This window comes from Halopseudomonas pachastrellae (assembly GCF_900114765.1).
Lineage (GTDB): Bacteria > Pseudomonadota > Gammaproteobacteria > Pseudomonadales > Pseudomonadaceae > Halopseudomonas > Halopseudomonas pachastrellae.
This window is the reverse complement of sequence record NZ_FOUD01000018.1, coordinates 1-17,405: the sequence shown is the minus strand read 5'-3', so window position 1 is coordinate 17,405 and position 17,405 is coordinate 1. Positions and strand designations below refer to the sequence as shown.

The window sequence follows — 17,405 nt, the reverse complement described above, 5'->3', positions numbered from 1 at the left end:
CTGTGATCGACTCTAAGCGGATGACTGGGTGGTTTATCCCCCCCTAATGGGGGAGCGCGAGAATGACTGTGCAGTCAGCTGAAAGCCCGCCGTGCTTGCGTCGTGAGCGCCCTGGTACATAATGCGAACGGAGTACGAGCCCCGGTCTCAAGGAGAGGTGCAGATGACCATTTCCCCGTTGTTTATTGGCGCCAACGCCACTGCCGCTGTTGCGATTCAACCCCGTATGGCCAATCGACATGGTCTGATTGCCGGGGCCACCGGCACCGGCAAGACCATCACCCTGCAGGTGCTGGCGCAGGCCTTCTCCCAGCAGGGTGTGCCCGTGCTGGTGCCGGACATCAAGGGCGACTTTTCCGGGATCGCCAAACCGGGCGTGGTGTCTGAAAAGTTGCAGCAGCGCGCCCAACGGGTGGGCATAGAAGCGCTTGAGCCCAAAGGCGCGCCGGCGGTGTTTTGGGATGTGTACGGCGAGAAAGGGCACCCGCTGCGCCTGACCATTTCCGAGCTGGGTCCGCAGCTGTTGTCGCGCCTGCTGGGGCTGAACGAAACCCAGAGCGGGATCGTCGACATTCTGTTTCGCGTTGCCGACGATCAGGGTTGGCTGCTGCTCGATATGAAAGACCTGCGCGCGATGCTCAATCATGTACACGAGCAGCGTGCTGAGCTTGGCCCGCGCTACGGCAACATCTCGCCGGCCAGTGTCGGTGCTATTCAGCGCTCCTTGCTGCGCCTAGAGCAGCAAGGCGGTGAGCAGCTCTTTGGTGAGCCTGCCGTCTCGCTGGATGATTTTTTGCAGGTGGATGAACACGGCCAGGGCGTGGTCAACATCCTGCATGCCGAACGCCTGTACCGGGAAAGCCCGCTGGGCTACGCCTGCATCTTGCTTTGGTTGTTGTCCGAACTATTTGAGCAACTGCCCGAAGTGGGGGATGCGGACAAACCGCGCTTCGTCCTGTTCTTTGATGAAGCGCACCTGCTGTTCAACGACACGCCCAAAGCGTTGCTCGACCGGATTGAACAGGTCGTGCGGCTGATTCGTTCCAAAGGCGTGGGTGTTTACTTTGTCACGCAAAGCCCGTTGGACTTGCCCGACACCGTGCTGGCGCAGCTCGGCAACCGGGTTCAGCACGCGCTGCGCGCTTTTACCCCGCGTGATCAAAAGGCCGTGCGTGCAGCAGCGCAGACCTTCCGCGCCAACCCTGCACTGGATACGGAAGCAGTGATTACCGCGCTGGGCGTGGGTGAGGCGCTGGTGTCGGTGCTGGACGAGAAGGGCTCGCCGTCCATTGTGCAGCAGATTTGGGTGCGGCCGCCGGACAGCCAGATGGGGCCGCTCACTGATGCGGAGCGCGCTGCGATGATTGCCGCATCGCCACTCAAGGGCGTGTATGACGAAGCGGTCGACCGTGAGTCCGCCTACGAGCTGCTGCAGAAGCAGGCCGAACGCTCGTTGTCTGAAGAAAAGCCGCAGACGCGCACGCAGGGCAGCGGACGAGCGCGCAAGGAAAAGAGCATGGCTGATGAGTTGACGGACATGATCACGTCTTTTGGCCGCAGTGCCATGCGTTCTATTGGCACGCAGCTTGGTCGGCAGATCGTCCGCGGGTTGCTGGGTTCGCTGCGCAGTCGCTGAGGGCGGTTACATTCGACCGCGAGCACAGGGATAATGGCCGCTGTTAAAGGAGAACTGAATGCCCGCGCTTGATCTGACTCTGTTGTTGCCACTGATTTCACTTGCCCTGCTGGCTGGCTGGGGGCTCACTGCCTGGCTGCTGATGCGCCGCAGCGCCGCTTTGCAGGAGCAGCTGTCCGAGGCTCAGCTGAAACAGAGCGAGGCGCAGATGGTGGCGCAGCAAGCGCAACTGGAACTGCATCAGCAGGGCAGTGAGCGTGCTGCGCAGCTGACCCGTATCGAGCATTTGCAAGAGTCATTGGCCGAGTTGCGCGAACAGCAGCAAAACCTGCAATCCCGGCTCAGCGAGCAGCAGGCTCAACAACAGTATTGGCAACTGCAGGCCGAGCGCGCGCAAACGCTGGGAACAGAGCAGGGGCGGCAGCTGGATGAGCTGCGCAGCGAGCGTCAGCGGCTGCAGGGGCGTTTGGATGCCGTGCAGCACGAATATGAAGAACTCAAGGTGCGCCACTCCACCCTGGAGAGCTCGCTGGAGCAACGCCAGCAGCACTTTGCTGAACAGCAGCAACTGCTCAAGGACAGCCGCGATCAGCTGAAGATGGAGTTTGAGCAGCTGGCTGGCAAGATATTCGAGTCCAAGGGGCAGGCGTTTTCGCAGACCAGTCAGGAGTCGCTCAACGCGCTGCTCAAACCGTTCCGCGAACAGATTGAGCAGTTCCGCGCCAAGGTCGAAGACATTCACCACAAGGACACCCAGCAGCAGGCCACGCTGTCGGCTGAGCTGAATCACCTGAAAGAGCTGAACCGCCAAATCACCCAGGAAGCCCATGACCTGAGTACCGCGCTGCGTGGCCAGAAGAAGACGCAGGGTAACTGGGGTGAGCTGATTCTGGAGAACGTGCTGGAACGATCGGGTTTGCGGGCGGGCAAGGACTTCCAGCGCGAGGTCAGCATCAACAACGCCGAGGGCAAACGTCAGCGCCCGGACGTGCTGGTCTACCTGCCGCAGGATAAACACCTGATCATCGACGCCAAGGTGTCGCTCAACGCCTACACCCGCTACATCAACAGCGAAGATGAAGCCGAACGGCGCATCGCTTTGAGCGAGCACGTGCAGTCGGTCAGCGACCGCATTCGTGAGTTGTCGGATCGTAACTACTTCGAGCTGCCGGGGCTCAATGCACCTGAAATGGTGTTCATGTTTATCCCCATCGAGTCAGCCTTTGTCGAGGCGCTGAAGGCTGACGAAGGGCTGTTCCAAAAGGCGATTGAGCAGAACGTGCTGGTGGCTACCCCGACCACGCTGCTCACCAGTCTGAACATCGTGCGTCAGCTCTGGCGCTTTGAAGACCAGAACCGCCATACCGCCGAGCTGGCCGAGCGGGCGGGCAAGATTCACGACAAGCTGCGTACGTTCCTGGCGAGCATGGATGGCATCGAGGGCAGCCTGGAAAAAGCCTCACAGGCGTATCGCAAGGCGCGGGATCAACTGGTCGATGGGCGCGGGAATCTGGTCAAGCAGGTTAACGAGTTCAAGGAGCTGGGTGTCTCGGTCAAGGCAGAACTCAGCGAGGAGTGGACTGACCGCGCTGCGCTCGAGTTGTCACACGAGCGCAGCGAAGAAACGCCCTGATACGGTGCATTGCCCCGCGCAGGGGCAATCAATTAGAGGTGAAAGTCACCGTTGGCTTCCGGCTGATAGAGCACATCAATGATTTTCAGCCGCAGCGGACGCCCGGCCGGGCCCTGCCAGTTGATGCTCTGGCCGACCTTTAACCCGATCAATGCCATACCCACCGGCGCCAGCACGGAAATGGTGCCGGGGCGGCCCGCCTGATCCGGGTAGACCAGGGTCAGCACGAACTCCCGATCACTGGCTTCATCGACAAACCTCACCGTTGAGTTCATCGTGACCACGTCGCTGGCAATTTGCTTGTGGCCGATGACCCGTGCGCGCAGCATCTCGTCTTCCAGCGCTTCGAGCATTTCCAGAGGGGCTGGTATGTCAGCCATTACCTTTTCCAGACGTTGAATGTCCAGACGTGTCATGACGATTGCAGGGGATTTGTTCATGGCGAACGGCATTACTCCTTGAGCAGAGTTGGGTAAAAAATAAATAGGAAAACGTCGGCAGAACACCGACCTCCCGACCCTACCAGATTGGCGTTTACTTACAAGGTAGGGAGTGTGTCTAATTGTGCGCCAATGCGGTGCAATACAAAGCTGTCCAAATGGTCAATGCGTTAATTTGGTGCATTGTTCTGTGCGCTGTCCTCGTGCGTCTCCCGGAATTCGGGAGCACTCAAGTGGCATGGCACTTGCTCTATAATCGGCGTTTATTGGCTGGAAACGAGTACGCATGACACACGCCTGGCACCTTGAGCAGCTCGACAGCGCACTAAACTGGCAGGCAGGGCTACGGCTTGGTTTTGCTCGCTCTGGCGCGCGCACCCAGCTCGCTCATACCAGTCACCGCGGCCCGCTGCGCGTGCAGCGCCCGTTTACTCCGGAAGGGGTGGGCTGTCCGCACCTGTATATTCTTCACCCGCCCGGCGGCATGGTCAGTGGCGATAATCTGCGTCTGCAGGCCGACATGCAGCAGGATGCCTGCGCGGTGCTAACCACGCCGTCCTCCGGCAAGTTTTACCGCGCTCGCGACAACGGCACGCTGCAGGTGCAGCACAACCGTTTTTCGCTGGCGCAAGGCAGCAGCCTGGAATACCTCCCGCAGGACACCATCGCCTTTGAGGGCTGCAATGCCCGCATGATTACCCGTATCGATCTGGCGGCAGACGCCCGCTGCGTTGCCTGGGACCTGCTTTGCTTGGGGCGCCCGGCAGCCGGAGAGGGCTTCAGCTATGGTCAGGTAGACCAGCGCCTCGACGTCTGGCGCGATGGCCGCCCGATCTACATTGAACGTAACCAGTTTGTCGGCGGCGATCCGTTGCTCGAAGCGCGCTGGGGCCTTGGCGGCTGTGGCGTCAGTGGCACCTGGCTGGCGACCGTGCAGCTGGACCGACAGCAGATGGATGACCTGCGCGAGAGCCTGACCGACTGCCCCGAGCTGGCGCTGACTCAGCGTAACGGGCTGCTGATTGGCCGTTATCTGGGTGTGCATGCCGAGCATGCACGCAACACCTTTATTCGTTTGTGGCGGCAGCTGCGACCGTTGATCAACGGCCGTGAACCCTGTGCACCACGCATCTGGAACACTTGAGACGGAGCCCTCTTCATGGAGCTGACACCCCGCGAGAAAGACAAGCTGCTGCTGTTCACCGCTGCGCTGCTGGCCGAGCGCCGGCTGGCCCGTGGCGTCAAGCTGAACTACCCCGAGTCGATGGCCTATATCAGCGCCGCCATCATGGAAGGCGCACGTGACGGCCGCAGTGTGGCCGACATGATGAGTTATGGCCGCACGCTGCTGACCCGCGAGCAGGTCATGCCAGGCGTACCGGAGCTGCTGGCCGAGGTGCAGATCGAAGCCACTTTCCCGGACGGCACCAAGCTGGTCACCGTTCACAACCCGATTCCGTGAGGAGCCCAACATGATTCCAGGAGAAGTGCAGACCCGCCCCGGCGTGTTGCAACTGAACGAAGGCCGCGAAACGCTGGTGATCAGCGTTGCCAACGCGGGCGACCGCCCGGTGCAGGTTGGCTCCCACTATCACTTTGCCGAGACCAACCCGGCGCTGCAGTTTGATCGCGACGCGGCACGCGGCTTTCGTCTCAACATCGCTGCCGGTACCGCGGTGCGCTTCGAGCCGGGCCAGAGCCGCGAGGTAGAACTGGTTGCGCTGGCGGGTGAGCGCAAGGTCTATGGCTTCCGTGGCGACGTCATGGGCAGTCTCTGAACAGATTGGGAGAAGCGAGCAATGGAAATCAGCAGACAGGCCTATGCGGAAATGTACGGCCCGACCACCGGCGACCGCGTCCGCCTCGGTGATACCGAGTTGTGGATCAGCGTCGAGAAGGATCTGACCCGCTACGGTGAAGAAGTGAAGTTCGGTGGTGGCAAGGTCATCCGTGATGGCATGGGCCAAAGCCAGCGCACCCGCGCCGAGACGCCGGATACCGTCATCACCAACGCCCTGATTGTGGATTGGTGGGGCGTGATCAAGGCCGATGTGGCGATCAAGGATGGCAACATCCAGGCCATCGGCAAGGCGGGCAACCCGGACATTCAGCCCGGTATCGATATCATCGTTGGCCCGAGTACAGAAGTCATCGCCGGTGAGGGCATGATCCTCACCGCTGGTGGTATCGATGCGCACATTCACTTCATCTGCCCGCAGCAGATTGATGAGGCGCTGATGTCGGGCGTCACCACCATGATTGGTGGTGGCACCGGCCCGGCCACCGGCACCAACGCAACCACCTGTACGCCCGGTGCCTGGCACATCGGCAAGATGCTGCAGTCGGCCGAATGCTTCCCGATGAACCTGGGTTTTCTCGGTAAGGGCAACGCCAGCCTGCCGGACCCGTTGGAAGAGCAGATCCAGGCCGGTGCCATGGGCATGAAGCTACACGAAGACTGGGGTACCACCCCGGCGGCGATCGACTGCTGTCTGAGCGTGGCCGATGCCTTTGACGTGCAGGTGGCGATCCACACTGACACGTTGAACGAATCCGGTTTTGTGGAAGACACCCTGGCGGCCATCAACGGCCGGGTGATTCACACCTACCACACCGAAGGCGCTGGTGGCGGTCACGCGCCGGACATCATCAAGGCCTGCGGCGAATCCAACGTGCTGCCGTCCTCGACCAACCCGACGCGGCCCTACACCATCAACACGGTCGACGAGCACCTCGACATGCTGATGGTCTGCCACCACCTTGATCCGGCCATCGCCGAAGATGTGGCCTTTGCCGATTCTCGCATTCGCCGCGAGACCATCGCCGCCGAAGACATCCTGCATGACCTGGGCGCCTTCTGCATGATCTCCTCCGACTCCCAGGCCATGGGCCGCGTCGGTGAGGTAATTACCCGTACCTGGCAAACCGCGCACAAGATGAAAGTGCAGCGCGGCCCGCTGGAAGGGGACGACGACTGGTCTGACAACGCGCGGGTCAAACGCTATATCGCCAAGTACACCATCAACCCGGCCATCACCATGGGCGTCGGTCATGTGGTCGGCTCGATTGAGGTCGGCAAGCTGGCGGATCTGGTGCTGTGGAAGCCTGCCTTCTTCGGCACCAAGCCGAGCCTGATTCTCAAGGGCGGGGCCATTGCGGCTGCGCCCATGGGTGATCCGAATGCCTCCATCCCGACGCCGCAACCGGTGCATTACCGGCCGATGTTTGGCGCCTTCGGTCGGGGTATGGACACCACCTGCCTGACCTTCGTATCGCAGGCCGCGATTGACGGTGGCGTTGCCGAAAAGCTGGGGCTCAAGCGTCGCCTCGAAGCGGTGCGCAACACTCGCAATATCAGCAAGGCCGACATGAAACTGAACGACTATCAGCCGGACATCAGCGTCGATCCGCAGACCTACGTGGTCAAGGCCGACGGCGTTGAGCTGCTCTGCGAGCCGGCTGACGAGCTGCCATTGGCGCAGCGTTACTACCTGTTTTAAGGAGAGCACGATGCTGGAATGTCATGCCTGGCTGGAAGATGAGTCTGGCCCCCATGACCACGTACTGGAGCTGACCTACGAACTGCGCACCCGCAGCCGCCTGCGCGCCAAGACGGTCGCCGGTGATGAAGTGGGTCTGTTTCTGCCGCGTGGCCGCGTGCTGGCGCAGGGCGACCGTCTGCAGTGCCTCGATGGCAGTGTGCTGATGATCGCCGCCGCGCCGGAAAAACTCTCGCGGGTGGTTTGTGACGACACCCTCAAACTGGCCCGCGCTGCCTATCACATGGGCAACCGCCACGTGGCGCTGGAAGTGCACGTCACCGAACTGCGCTACCAGTGCGATCACGTGCTGGACGCCATGCTGGTTGGCTTCGGGCTGGAGGTCGAGCAGATCACCGCGCCGTTCAACCCGGAGAAGGGCGCGTATCACAACCACAGCTACAGCGTAGCCACGCCGGCCGCGCCGCTGCTGCGCCTCGCTGGGCATGCCCATGACTGAGGTGAGCCCGGTCGCTGATCTCGCCCTGCTGCGTGTGCTGCAGCTGGCCAGCCCGGCGCTGCCGATTGGTGCCTACGCCTACTCGCAAGGGCTGGAGTACGCCATTGAGCAGAACTGGGTGAGTGACATCGACAGTGCCGCCCACTGGCTGGGCGGTTTGCTCGGTCACTCGCTGGCGAAGCTGGATATTCCGTTGCTGCTGCGCCAGTACGACGCGCTGGAGCGCGACGACGAAGGCGCGCTGTTTTCCTGGAATGACTGGCTGCTGGCCAACCGGGAAACCGCTGAGCTTTATCTGGAAGACAGCCAGCAGGGTGGGGCGCTGCTGCGCCTGCTCAAGTCGCTGGCGGTGCCGGCGGCGATCGAATGGCCGCAGGGCGAGCCGATTGCGCTGATGACCGCACTGGCAATGGCCGGCCAGCATTGGCAGACCGGCGCTCGCGCGCTGGCGCTGGGTGCGCTCTGGAGCTGGCTGGAAAACCAGACCGGCGCCGCTACCAAGCTGATTCCGCTCGGGCAGACCGACGCCCAGCGGTTGCTGGATCGCATGCTGCCCGATTTGCCTGCGGTGGTGGATACCGCCGCCACACTGTCCGCCGATGATCTCGGCGCAGGATTACCGGGCCTGGCCTTTGCCAGCGCCCGCCATGAACATCAATACACCCGATTATTTCGATCTTAAGGAGCACTGACACATGACTTCCAGACCTGCACTGCGGGTAGGCATCGGCGGACCGGTCGGGTCCGGCAAGACCGCACTGGTGCGCACCCTTTGCGAGCGCCTGTATCCGCACTACAACCTGGGCGTGATTACCAACGACATCTACACCCGCGAAGACGCCGATTTTCTGCTGCGCCATCAGGCGCTGCCGGAAGATCGCATTCTGGGGGTAGAAACCGGCGGCTGCCCGCACACCGCGATTCGCGAAGACGCGTCCATGAACCTGGCCGCGGTGGCCGAGCTGCAGGAGCGCTTTCCGGACATGGAACTGGTGCTGGTGGAGAGCGGCGGTGACAACCTGGCTGCGACCTTCAGCCCGGAGCTGTCTGACCTGACCCTCTACGTGATCGACGTGTCTGCCGGCGACAAGATTCCACGCAAGGGCGGCCCGGGTATCACCCGTTCTGACCTGCTGATCATCAACAAGACTGACCTGGCCCCGTTGGTTGGTGCCGATCTGGATGTAATGGATCGCGACGCCAAGAAGATGCGCGGCGAGCGTCCGTTTGTATTCTCCAACCTCAAGAGCGGTCAGGGCGTAGAGCAGATCATCGAGTTCATCGCCGCCCAAGGCATGCTGAAGGCCCCGCCGAGCGAAGCAGTCGGCCAGTAAGTTATTTTAAAAGCGCTGATCAGCTCCGGTGCCAAGGGCTTCGGGGGATCAGCGCTTTTTTATGCCGGACTCATGACACGTTTTCGGGAAACTCGTTTCTCTCGGGCTGCAGGCGCCGCGTACACTAGCGGCTGAATGCAGTGTGGATGGCGAAACGGAGTGAAAATGAAAAAAGTACTGGTACTGGCAGCTATGGTCGGCCTGCTGGCGGGGTGTTCGGATAACAACGAGGTCGGAGATGTATCACTCGGGGTATTTACTCTCAAGGACATCAAGCTGCACTCGCTGGTAGACCCCGAGGTGCCTGGTGTGACTTGCCATATCGCCTCTATTGAAGCAAACCTCAGCTTTTCAGACCCCAGCGACAGCGCAATCTCCTGCCGTCAGACCGGCGAGATAACGCCGCAGATGATTGCCCAGATTGATAAAAGTGACTCGGGTGAGATTGTCTTCAGGCAGTCCAAGAGCATTTTCTTCAAGACCATGAAGGTGCGGCGCATTTACGATCCGCAGCACCAGACGCTGATGTATTTGTCCTACTCCACCAAGGAAACCACCGGCAGCTTCAAACACAGCCTGTCCACCGTGCCGCTGTGGGGCACGGCTGCCTACCAGACTGCTCCTTCAGCAGGTGTAGTGGTCGAATAGCGCAGCTCGAACCGCAGCAGATCCAGGAAGGCTGGTCGGCGCTTCTTTGGCGTCTGGCCGGTGCTTTGCGCCCAAGCGGGGTAGACTGTCAGCACGAATCGTTTCTGGAGTAGCAGGATGCAAAACCTGAAGCAGATAGGGCTCTTTGTTCGCACTAACTTGTGGATTGTCCCGTTGGCGCTGTTGGTGCTGTGGTTGTTGTTTCGCTTTCTTGACCCGGCGCCACCTCGAGTGCTGGTCATGACTACAGGTAGCGAAGGGGGCAGCTATCACCGCTTTGGCCTGGCCATGCAGCGGGAGTTGGCGAACCAGGATCTGGAATTGCAGCTGCGCCCCAGCCGCGGGTCGCTGGATAACCTGCAGCGTCTGACCGATGGCTCAGGGGAGGTACAACTTGGGCTGATCCAGAGTGGCACCGAGCTGCTGCTGGAGCCAGGACAGCGTAACCAGTTGATCGGCTTGTCGGCGCTGTATCACGAGCCGTTGTGGCTGTTTCAGCGTCAGGGTGTGGACATCACCCGCCTGTCGGATCTGCAGGACAAACGCGTGGCGGTGGGTAGTGAAGGCAGCGGCACCTGGGCGGTGCTCAGGGGCTTGTTCGAACAGCGTCAGGATGGCTCGCGACTGGATCTGCTCAACAACGGCCTGTGGCGCAAGATGGGCAGTTCTGCCGCGACCGACGCGCTCCTGGCCGGTGAGCTCGACGCGGCTTTTCTGGTGTTGCCCGCTGACAACCGGCTGGTAACGCGCCTGGCGGCTAACCCGGACATCTCCCTGGTCAATCTCGCCCAAGCCGATGCCTTTGCTGCGCGCTTGCACTTTCTGGAGGCATTGGAGGTGCCCACGGGGCTGCTGAACATCGCAACCAACATGCCTCAGCAAGACACCAAGGTGTTGTCACCGGTTGCCACGCTGGTAGGAAATCAGGACTTTCACCCGGCGCTGACAGCGGTGGTGCTGGAAGCTGCGCGCAAGGTGTTGCGCGAGGGCAACCTGCTCGACAAACCGGGGCGTTTTCCGGCCGGTGAGCCCATGGGGCTTGAGCTGAGCAAGGAGGCAGACTACTACCACCGCCAGGGGATGCCTTTTTTGCAGCGCTACCTGCCGTTTCAGGTGGCCTCGGCGATTGATCGCTATGTCGTGCTGATCATTCCCTTTATCGCCATCATGTTTCCGCTACTCAAGACCATGGGGCCGCTGTATCGCTGGCGCGTGCGTGCTCGGGTGTATCGCTGGTACGAGCACCTGCGGCGCATCGACAAGCTGATCTACAGCGGCAAGATCAAGCAGCAATACGCCGAGCAGATACAGGGGCTGAAAGCGCTGGAGTCGGAGCTGAACCACGTTGATGTTCCGCTCTCCTATGCCCACGAGCTCTACAGCCTGCACTTGCACGTGCGCTACATGATTTACCGGCTGGAGACGCTGCAGGCCGAGGAAGAGGGCGGCGAGAAACCTTCGCCGGCCTGAGCGCTAACAAAGCAGGTAACCTGCTCGATCACCGGCGCCCAATGCTGAAAGGGAGCGGCCAGGGTGAGCAGGATCTTGATGTGGCCGAGATCAGCCAGCACCTCACTCTGGACGCTCACGTCCTGCGCTTGCAGCGCCTGGGTTAACTGCTCGGTATTGCGCTGCGGGTCAACCAGGTCGTCGTCTGCGCCGGCCAGCAGCAGTGCTGGCGGACTCTTTGCGCTAGCGTGGACTAGCGGTTGCGAGTCGACCGGCGTTTGCGGGTGATAGAAAACCGGCTGCACGTCGGGGTTGATGATCGGCAGAAAATCATAGGGGCCGGCCAGGCCGATCCAGCCGTTGATCACCTCGGGAGAGAGGCTTTGCTGCGCCAGCCAGCGCTCATCCAGCGCGAGCATGGCCGCGTTGTAGGCGCCGGCGCTGTGGCCCATGACAAACAGCGGGCCGTTCGGGCTGCTCCATTCGCCTCGGTGTGCCTGCGTCCAGGCCAGCGCCTTGGCGCTATCGCGCAGAAACTCGGGATAACGCACCTCGGGGTAGAGTCGGTAGTCGGGGATCACGGCGATCACGCCGCGACTGGCCAGCGCCTGCCCGACAAACCGATAGTCAGCGCGCTCGCCGTTGCGCCAACTGCCACCGTAATAGAACACCACCACAGGGGCGTCCGGTTTCAACTTTACTGGCAGGTAAACGTCCAGTTGCTGGCGCGGCAGCTCACCATAGCTGAGGCCTGCAAGGGTGTCGTAGCCGCTGCTCGGCACCAGCCAGTTGACCGGTGCTAAGGCTGAGCAGCCGCCCAGCAACATCGTGAGCAGCACCGACAGAGTGCGCAGTAACCGCATGGAACCCCCTCACATTCGCATGATGAGCAGCGTATAGGCTGTTACAAGCTATTGCGTTTGTCTTTCGCGCAGGAGCGCTTGCACCTACCATGGCATGGTAGCCCGGAGAAGAGGTGAGCATGAAGGATGCGTTAAGCGCGGCGCAGGACGCGATAGACAAGGTACTGCTGGGCAAGTCCCATTCGATCAAGCTGGCACTGGCATGCATTCTGGCCAAGGGGCACTTGCTGATCGAGGATTTGCCGGGCATGGGCAAGACCACGCTGTCGCAAGCGCTAGCCCGGGTGCTGGGCATGAGCTACCAGCGTATTCAGTTCACCAGCGACCTGCTGCCCGGCGATATCCTGGGCACCTCGGTGTTTGATCGCAGCAGCGCCCAGTTTGTCTTTCATCCGGGGCCCATCTTTGCCGAGTTGATTCTCGCTGACGAGATCAACCGCGCCACACCCAAAAGCCAGAGCGCACTGCTGGAGGCCATGGAAGAGGGGCAGGTAACGGTAGACGGTGCAACTCGCCAGCTACCCGATCCGTTTTTTGTGATTGCCACGCAGAACCCGGTATCGCAGTCCGGCACCTTTGCGCTGCCTGAGTCCCAGCTCGACCGTTTTCTCATGCGTCTGTCGCTTGGCTATCCGAGCGAGGCAGCTGAAAAGAATCTGCTGATGGGAGCCGAGCGCCGCACTCGCCTGGACGCGGTTGAGCCGATATTGGGGCATGAGCAGTTGCGTGCGCTGCAGGCGCAGGTGCCGCAGGTGACCGCCAGCGAGGCGTTGGTCGATTACATTCTGCGCCTGGTCAACCACACCCGTAACAGCGATAGCTGCGCCTGGGGCTTGTCTCCACGCGCCAGCCTGGGCTTGCTGGCGGCTGCGCGGGCCTGGGCCTTGCTGGAGCAGCGCCATTACGTGATTCCTGAAGACGTGCAGGCGGTGCTGCCCGCGGTTGTCAGCCACCGCTTGCGTGCAACCAACGACCCGACCGGGCATGGCGGTGACAGCCTGGCGCGCTGGCTGCTTAACGAGGTCTCGCCGGTGTGACTGCCGCTATCCGCGCCAGGGCACGGCGCTGGCACCAGGGCTGGCTGCGTCGCAGAATCCCGCCAGCCCGCTCTCTGCGGCTGGACCATCGGCGGATATTTATCCTGCCCAGTCGCGCCGGCATGGCCTTTTTGCTGTTGCTGCTGATCATGCTGATCGGCGCCATCAACTACCAGAATAGTCTGGTTTACGGGCTTACCTTCACCTTGCTAAGCCTGTTTTGGGTTGCCCTGCACCACACCTATCGCAATCTGGCTGCCGTGCAGCTGCGAGCCACCGGCGGGCGCGCCGTGTTTGCCGGTGAGCAGGTGCCGCTGGGGCTGACATTGCGCTCAGAGCGCCGCGAGCACCAGGCGCTTAAATTGCGGTGGCCCGGGCTGGATGCCGTGTCGGTGGACGTACCGGCGGGTGGAGAGCAGGCGCTGACGCTGTTTCACCCCACCGAGCGCCGCGGCTGGTTGGCGCTGGAGCGTTTGCGCATTGAAACCCGTTACCCGCTCGGCTGGTTTGTTGCCTGGAGTTTGGTTGATCTGGACTGGCAGGTACTGGTGTACCCCAAACCGGTCAGTGCCCCGCTGCCGGTAGGCGCGGCACCTGATGGCGAGGAGGACGACCAGCCCCTTGCACAGCAGGAAGGGGTTGCCGACTTTCAGGGGCTACGTGCCTACCGCCCGGGTGACTCGCGCAGACGCCTCGATTGGCGCGCCTGGTCTCGCGGTCAGGGGCTGCATAGCAAGGTGTTTGCCGAGCCACAGCAGCAAAGCCTGTGGTTGGATCTGGCCGCCGCTTCCGGCCGCGACCTGGATGAGTGTCTGGGTGTTCTGACCGGCTGGGTGCTGGAGATGGAGCGTGAACAGCGCCCTTACGGCCTGAGCTTGCCGGGTGTACGTATCGAGCCGGCCCAGGGCGATAGCCACCGCGAGGTTTGTCTGCGAGCGCTGGCACTCTATGGGCTGGAGGCGCGAGCGTGAGCACGGCATTGATTCCGCGTAATGCGTTGGCCTGGCTGCTGGGTGCCCAAGTGGTGGTGCTGCTGCCGCATTTGCCGCGCCTGCCCTGGTGGGTAGCCGTGCTCTGGCTTGGTTGTGCGGCCTGGCGCGTGCAGATTCAGCGCATGCGCTGGGGGTATCCCGGGCGCATCCTGCGGGCCGGTGGGTTGCTGCTGACAGGGGTTGCGGTGTTCTTCACCCAGGGCACGCTGATCGGCCTCGACGCCACCGTGATGCTGCTTTTGTTGCTGTTCATGCTCAAGCTTTTGGAGATGCGTAACCCGCGTGATGCGCTGGTGGTTATCTATCTGGGCTTCTTTATCCTGGCCACAGCCTTTCTGTTTGATCAGGGTATTCCTCTGACGCTCTATCAGTGCGTTGGTGCCGTGGTGCTGGTGGCGGCGCTGATCGGCCTGCAGCAAAGCCCTGAGCGCAATGACCCTTGGCGCGCGCTGCGCAGCGCGGCAGCCATGTTGCTGCAGGCGCTGCCGTTGATGCTGCTGATGTTTCTGTTCTTTCCCCGGCTGGCGCCGCTGTGGACGATCAACCTGCCCAGCGCCGAGAGTCGCACCGGGCTGTCTGACACCATGGCGCCGGCGGATATCGCTAATTTGGCGCAGTCCCCTGAACTGGCGTTCCGCGCGAGCTTTGAGGGGGATATCCCGTCGCCCAGCAAGCTCTACTGGCGCGCTATGACCCTCAGCCGCTTTGATGGCAGGGTGTGGTCGCAGGACCGTTTGCTGGAGGGGCGCCAGCCGCTGGCTGTGGAGCGCAGTGGCGCTGCGCTGGAGTACCAGGTCGTCGCACAACCCACAGGCCGCAATTGGCTTTACAGCTTGCCCGGGAGTGTCTCGGATAGTCCTGAACTACGTGCAATGGGTGACGATACCCTGCGTGCCAAGCGCCCGCTGAGCAGCACCTTCGGCTATACGGCTACTGCCTTTGAGCACGTCCAGCGTCAGCGCGACGGCCTGCCGGACGATGAGCGTCAGCGCCTGTTGCAACTGCCAGAGGACAGTGACCCGCGCAGCCGCGCCTGGGCCGAGGAGCTGCGCCAGCGCTACGCCTCTGACGCTGAGCTGGTGAATGCATTGCTGCGGCATTTCAACCAGCAGCCGTACCATTACACCTTGCGTCCGCCCACCCTGGGCAGGCACAGCAATGATGAGTTTCTGTTTGATACCCGGCGCGGCTTTTGCGAGCACTATGCTGGCGCCATGACCTTTGTGCTCCGCGCCGCCGGCATTCCCGCCCGGGTGGTGACCGGCTATCAGGGCGGCGAGCTGAACCCCCGCGGTGGTTATCTGTTGGTCCATCAGTTTGATGCCCACGCCTGGATTGAAGCGTGGCTGCCGGGGCAGGGCTGGCAATCCTTTGATCCGACCTTTCAGGTGGCTCCAAGCCGCATTGAGCGCGGGCTGGAAGAGGCCATGCGCGAGGAGGGCAGTTTTCTGGCTGACGCGCCGTTGGCCGGCTCACGCTACCGCGATATCGGTTGGGTCAATAACCTGCGTCTGACCTGGGACGACATCAATTACCAGTGGCAGCTGCGCGTACTCAATTTTCAGTCCGAAGAGCAGCTGGCGCTGTTCAAGCGTTGGTTGGGCACCGCTGACTGGCGGCGCATCGGTGTAGTGGTGCTGTCGCTGGTTGGTCTGGTCATGGTGGTGCAGGCACTGATCTGGCTACGGCCCCGGCGCCTGGCCGGTTCGCCTGCGCAACTGGCCTGGCAACGGTTGGATCAGCGCCTGGGCAAACTGGGTCTTGGCGTACGCGCCGGTGAGGGGCCGCGGGATTGGCAGGCGCGTCTGCGACAGGCGTTGCCGCAGCAGCGCGCGGCCATCGACGGCTTTTTTGATCGTTTTATAGAGCAGAGCTATGCGCAGCGTCAGCCGGGTGAGGCGCAGGCTCAACTGCAGCCCGCGCTGCAGACGCTGCTGCGATCCTTGCCCAGACGGCGCCCGCCGGCGCCTAGCCAGGCCCTGGATTAGCGCTGTTGCCTGGCCGCCGCAGCGCCCTATAATCAGACTCACCTCGGGACAACTTTGCAGCGGAGTTTGCATGCATCCATTCAATGCGACACAGCCCCCCAAACTCGCTTTTGCGCTGGGCTTGGCGGGCCTTGTGCCTTTTGTCTCCGGGGCATTGGGGCTGTGGGTGACGCCTGAGGCCTGGCGCGAGCGCGTACTGGAGGAGTTGCTGAGTTACGCGGCAATTACGCTCGCGTTTCTCGGTGCAATCCACTGGGGCCTGGCGATGCGCGCGGAAGAGAACAGTGACAAGGCGCCGGTGCAACTGGGGCTTTCGGTTATCCCGCCGCTGCTGGGCTGGTTTGCCCTGGCGCTACCTAATGACTTGGGCTTGCCGGTTATTCTGCTGGCCTTTGCCGCCCTGTATTTTGCCGACCTCTGGGCCGTTGATCACGGCGTCGCCCCCGTCTGGTACCCGGCCCTGCGCAGGCCGCTTAGTATCACGGCGGTGTGCTCGTTGCTGATTGCCTGGTTCGCTACCTGGCAATAGCCAAGCGCCGATTGCGCGGCAAAATGCGCACTGCATCGCCTTTTGCCGGATTATCACCTGCCAAGCTCGCCCTCGATCCGTAATCTCGGCTCTCGCATTTGTCTCTGCCGAGGAACAACGGATGTTCTCCCCCGCCAACCAGGCGCACTTCAGCCTCGAAATCGACGGCGCCGAACACGATTTCAAGGTACTCGAGTTCACTGCCCATGAAGCGCTTAACCAGCCCTATGCGGTGCTGCTGACGCTGGTCAGCGAACGTCCAGATATTGACCTCTCAAGCCTGTTGCACCTGCCAGTCTGGCTGGATACCGGTGCCGGTAGCGGTTTTCACGGTTTTATCGATCAGCTCACCCAGGGTGAGTCCGGTTGCCGGCTGACACGCTATCAGCTGCGTCTGCAGCCGCAGTTGGGCTACCTGCAGCACCGCATCAACCAGCGCATCTTCCAGCACCGCACGGCGTCCGAGATTATCGCCGCCGTACTGCAGGAGCACGGCATCCACAGCGACGCCTACCGCTTCAGCCTCAATACGCCGTTGCCCACGCGGCGCTACTGCACTCAGTACGATGAGAGCGACCTGCACTTTATCCAGCGCCTGTGCGAGGAAGAGGGCCTGCACTTTCACTTTGAGCACCAGCGTGACGGCCATACCCTGGTGTTTGGCGATGACCAGACCTGCTACCCGCGCCTGCCCGAGATCGGCTACAGCCAGGGCACCGGTCTGGTGGCCGATCAACCTGTAGTCAAACGCTTCAGCCTGACTGCTGCTACCCGCCCGGACCGTGTGGCCCGCCGCGATTACGACTTTCTGAAACCCCGCCTGCAGCTGGAGGCTGACGCCACATTGCAAGACGGCG

18 protein-coding genes are annotated in these 17,405 nt (G+C 61.9%); 16 read left to right on the top strand and 2 right to left on the bottom strand.

Features of this window, described 5'->3' with window-relative positions; all coding sequences use genetic code 11:
• Positions 1–163 precede the first annotated feature (163 nt).
• Together BM116_RS14100 and rmuC are read left to right on the top strand one after the other, a co-directional pair.
• The gene (locus BM116_RS14100; protein WP_083725884.1) at positions 164–1,636 is read left to right on the top strand and encodes a helicase HerA-like domain-containing protein; all 1,473 of its coding nucleotides are present in this window, start codon (positions 164–166) and stop codon (positions 1,634–1,636) included.
• Positions 1,637–1,694: 58 nt separating this feature from the next.
• Positions 1,695–3,269, top strand: a complete 1,575-nt coding sequence (gene rmuC, locus BM116_RS14095; RefSeq protein ID WP_083725882.1) for a DNA recombination protein RmuC — start codon at positions 1,695–1,697, stop codon at positions 3,267–3,269.
• Positions 3,270–3,301: 32 nt separating this feature from the next.
• On the opposite strand, the gene rnk is transcribed toward rmuC, so the two are convergent.
• Complete coding sequence (gene rnk / locus BM116_RS14090; RefSeq protein WP_083726024.1) at positions 3,302–3,709, bottom strand: nucleoside diphosphate kinase regulator; 408 nt, start codon at positions 3,707–3,709, stop codon at positions 3,302–3,304.
• 286 nt (positions 3,710–3,995) lie between these two features.
• On the opposite strand from rnk, the gene BM116_RS14085 reads away from it, so the two are divergent.
• The 9 genes from BM116_RS14085 to BM116_RS14045 all read left to right on the top strand — a co-directional run bounded on the left by BM116_RS14085 (position 3,996) and on the right by BM116_RS14045 (position 11,160).
• A complete protein-coding gene (locus tag BM116_RS14085; RefSeq protein ID WP_083725880.1) occupies positions 3,996–4,853 on the top strand; it encodes an urease accessory protein UreD in 858 nt (285 codons plus the stop codon).
• A gap of 15 nt (positions 4,854–4,868) precedes the next feature.
• Positions 4,869–5,171 carry an urease subunit gamma gene (gene ureA, locus BM116_RS14080; protein ID WP_083725878.1) on the top strand — a complete coding sequence of 101 codons (303 nt, stop codon included), beginning with the start codon at positions 4,869–4,871 and terminating at the stop codon, positions 5,169–5,171.
• A gap of 10 nt (positions 5,172–5,181) precedes the next feature.
• Positions 5,182–5,487, top strand: coding sequence for an urease subunit beta (locus BM116_RS14075; RefSeq protein WP_083725876.1), 306 nt, complete (start codon positions 5,182–5,184; stop codon positions 5,485–5,487).
• 21 nt (positions 5,488–5,508) lie between these two features.
• Positions 5,509–7,209: an urease subunit alpha gene (ureC, locus tag BM116_RS14070; protein ID WP_083725874.1), complete on the top strand. Its 1,701-nt coding sequence runs from the start codon at positions 5,509–5,511 to the stop codon at positions 7,207–7,209.
• 10 nt (positions 7,210–7,219) lie between these two features.
• Positions 7,220–7,708, top strand: coding sequence for an urease accessory protein UreE (gene ureE, locus BM116_RS14065; RefSeq protein ID WP_083725872.1), 489 nt, complete (start codon positions 7,220–7,222; stop codon positions 7,706–7,708).
• Positions 7,701–8,390 carry an urease accessory protein UreF gene (locus tag BM116_RS14060; RefSeq protein WP_235846769.1) on the top strand — a complete coding sequence of 230 codons (690 nt, stop codon included), beginning with the start codon at positions 7,701–7,703 and terminating at the stop codon, positions 8,388–8,390. The genes ureE and BM116_RS14060 overlap by 8 nt, the downstream gene beginning before the upstream one ends.
• A gap of 13 nt (positions 8,391–8,403) precedes the next feature.
• Positions 8,404–9,042 (top strand): urease accessory protein UreG, encoded by a 639-nt coding sequence (gene ureG, locus BM116_RS14055; protein WP_083725868.1) that lies wholly within the window; start codon positions 8,404–8,406, stop codon positions 9,040–9,042.
• Between the two features lie 165 nt (positions 9,043–9,207).
• On the top strand, positions 9,208–9,690 hold the full coding sequence (locus BM116_RS14050) for a CreA family protein (RefSeq protein WP_083725866.1): 483 nt from the start codon (positions 9,208–9,210) through the stop codon (positions 9,688–9,690).
• A gap of 117 nt (positions 9,691–9,807) precedes the next feature.
• On the top strand, positions 9,808–11,160 hold the full coding sequence (locus tag BM116_RS14045; protein ID WP_083725864.1) for a TAXI family TRAP transporter solute-binding subunit: 1,353 nt from the start codon (positions 9,808–9,810) through the stop codon (positions 11,158–11,160).
• On the opposite strand, the gene BM116_RS14040 is transcribed toward BM116_RS14045, so the two are convergent.
• Positions 11,100–12,002 carry an alpha/beta hydrolase gene (locus BM116_RS14040; RefSeq protein ID WP_083725862.1) on the bottom strand — a complete coding sequence of 301 codons (903 nt, stop codon included), beginning with the start codon at positions 12,000–12,002 and terminating at the stop codon, positions 11,100–11,102. The two genes, BM116_RS14045 and BM116_RS14040, sit on opposite strands and share 61 nt — an antisense overlap.
• Before the next feature lie 119 nt (positions 12,003–12,121).
• Here BM116_RS14040 and BM116_RS14035 point away from each other — a divergent pair, with 119 nt between their 5' ends.
• The 5 genes from BM116_RS14035 to tssI all read left to right on the top strand — a co-directional run.
• The gene (locus BM116_RS14035) at positions 12,122–13,039 is read left to right on the top strand and encodes an AAA family ATPase (protein WP_090475222.1); all 918 of its coding nucleotides are present in this window, start codon (positions 12,122–12,124) and stop codon (positions 13,037–13,039) included.
• The gene (locus BM116_RS14030; protein ID WP_235846768.1) at positions 13,036–14,010 is read left to right on the top strand and encodes a DUF58 domain-containing protein; all 975 of its coding nucleotides are present in this window, start codon (positions 13,036–13,038) and stop codon (positions 14,008–14,010) included. Before BM116_RS14035 ends, BM116_RS14030 begins: the two co-directional genes overlap by 4 nt.
• Positions 14,007–16,019 carry a transglutaminase TgpA family protein gene (locus BM116_RS14025; RefSeq protein WP_083729441.1) on the top strand — a complete coding sequence of 671 codons (2,013 nt, stop codon included), beginning with the start codon at positions 14,007–14,009 and terminating at the stop codon, positions 16,017–16,019. The genes BM116_RS14030 and BM116_RS14025 overlap by 4 nt, the downstream gene beginning before the upstream one ends.
• A 70-nt stretch (positions 16,020–16,089) precedes the next feature.
• Positions 16,090–16,548, top strand: coding sequence for a DUF3429 domain-containing protein (locus BM116_RS14020; protein WP_083729439.1), 459 nt, complete (start codon positions 16,090–16,092; stop codon positions 16,546–16,548).
• A 121-nt stretch (positions 16,549–16,669) separates the two neighbouring features.
• Positions 16,670–17,405 (top strand): type VI secretion system tip protein TssI/VgrG (tssI, locus tag BM116_RS14015; protein WP_139222366.1); only part of this gene is annotated, 736 nt, incomplete at its 3' end.